Below are 1,749 nucleotides of genomic sequence, written 5' to 3'. Positions count from 1 at the left end.
GCCAGCGATCTCAAACTTGCGCAGGGCCGACAGATCCAGCAGCACTACTCGCTCCCGCAGTGCCCAATATTCATCATGCACACCGTGGTGGGCGAAGCGATTGGGTACCCAGAAGCCGTTGTAGTCCGAGAGATCCTGGGTGAGGCGCTGAATGCAGGGGGTAAAGGCGCTGGGTTGGGTCAGGCGCAGACCAGACTCTGCTGTGGCACGGCGGCCAATGGCTTTTGGAAAAGCTTCCCCTTGGTCATAAATACGCACATGGATCTCCGTCGGCTGCCAGCCATTGGCAGGATCAATATCATCGGGGCAAGCTGAACTTGCACAGAGCAGATCCTCATGGGCCTGCAGCAGCACATAGTCTCCCGCCCGCGACCACGATTCTCCCGAAGCGATCGCCCCGGAGTCATCCACAGCTGTATTAAAAAAGAAGTTGATCGCCGCCCAGCCAGGACGTGGCGCGATGCCGTAGGGCTTTAGCACGCTGTTAAAATTATCGCTACAGCTTGGATGGCCGGGATAACCTGCATCCTCGTAATATTTCGCTGTGCAGGCTAGGACAAAGCTATCATGCCGCCCACAGGTATCCTGAATCACTTCCACCAAGGGCCGCATCCGGTTGGAAAAATATTTGCCATGTAAGCCAATGGTGGGAATGGCTAAGTTATTCAGGGTGCGGGTGACCGTGCTATCTAGCTCCTCGCTCATATCCGCCGCCGCAAAGGCCAGGAAATCTGAACATTGGGATCCTCGCACATCTAGAATTTGCAGATACTGTCCTGCTTGAACAGGATAGGCGATCGCTGTTCCTGGGGCAATGCGATAGTCTGCCACCACCTGTCCTAGCGGTGCGGGTAGGTTGTCACCTGGGATGGATTCTACGGTTGCTACCATTCAATATCTCCCGGTCTGGCAGTCTCAGACGATTGAGCGATCGCCACGAAATTTTCAAATAGGATACGGGCATCGCGGGCCATGGCAGCGGCCTGGTCATAGACGGCCTGATGAAACGCTTCCCGTCCTGCCATGCCAAGCGATCGCTCTAGGTCTTGCCGATAGTCGGGAATGGAGACCCAGCGATCCATCACCGCTGGGGTGACTTCACTATGAAACTGTAGACCAAAGGCGCGATCGCCCACCGCATAGATTTGGACGGGGCACTGGGGCGAACTGGCTAACACCGTTGCTCCGGGTGGCAGGTGCTGCACTCCCTGGCCGTGCCATTGAAAGACGTTTGGTTGAACATCTAGCCCTCGGAGAAGGGGATGCTGCTGTCCGACTGGGTTGAGAGTAATAGACAACAGGCCCACCTCTGGCTTGTCCATAAACCCCACCTGTCCTCCCGTTGCTGCGGCTAACATTTGTGCGCCCAAACAGGTGCCAAAGTAGGGCAGCCCCTGCCGCACCGCCCTTTGGATAAACGCTAGTTCATCAGCAATCCATGGGCAATGGTCTACATCTTCCACGTTCATCGGCCCGCCCATCACCCATAGGCCATCATAGGTCTGGGGATCGGGGAAGCGATCGCCCTTGGCTAGCTCAACGTAGTCTACGTCAATGCCTGCGTCGAGACAAAACTGTTCATAAATACCGAAGCCTTCCGACCTCGTATGTTTGATCACCAGAAATTTCATAGCCTGTCTAGTCCATGCGATCGCTTCCTACCCTAGCGTAATGATCCACAAAAAACTGTCAGAATGAACAACATCCAAGAATCAATCCCTACAAGGGATTTGGTGCGATCGCGACATA

The 1,749-nt window shown here is 55.1% G+C and carries 2 protein-coding genes; both read right to left on the bottom strand.

Annotated elements, in window-relative coordinates; translation table 11 throughout:
* Nucleotides 1-891, bottom strand: an 891-nt coding sequence (locus V6D20_09505) for a DUF1989 domain-containing protein (protein HEY9816015.1), incomplete at its 3' end; no start/stop codon positions are given.
* Nucleotides 885-1,631 (bottom strand): type 1 glutamine amidotransferase, encoded by a 747-nt coding sequence (locus V6D20_09500; protein HEY9816014.1) that lies wholly within the window; start codon nucleotides 1,629-1,631, stop codon nucleotides 885-887. The genes V6D20_09505 and V6D20_09500, both read right to left, overlap by 7 nt.
* Nucleotides 1,632-1,749: the final 118 nt, after the last annotated feature.

Source organism: Candidatus Obscuribacterales bacterium (assembly GCA_036703605.1).
GTDB lineage: Bacteria > Cyanobacteriota > Cyanobacteriia > RECH01 > RECH01 > RECH01.
The sequence above is the reverse complement of the archived record's forward strand: the minus strand, read 5'-3'. Positions and strand labels throughout refer to the sequence as shown.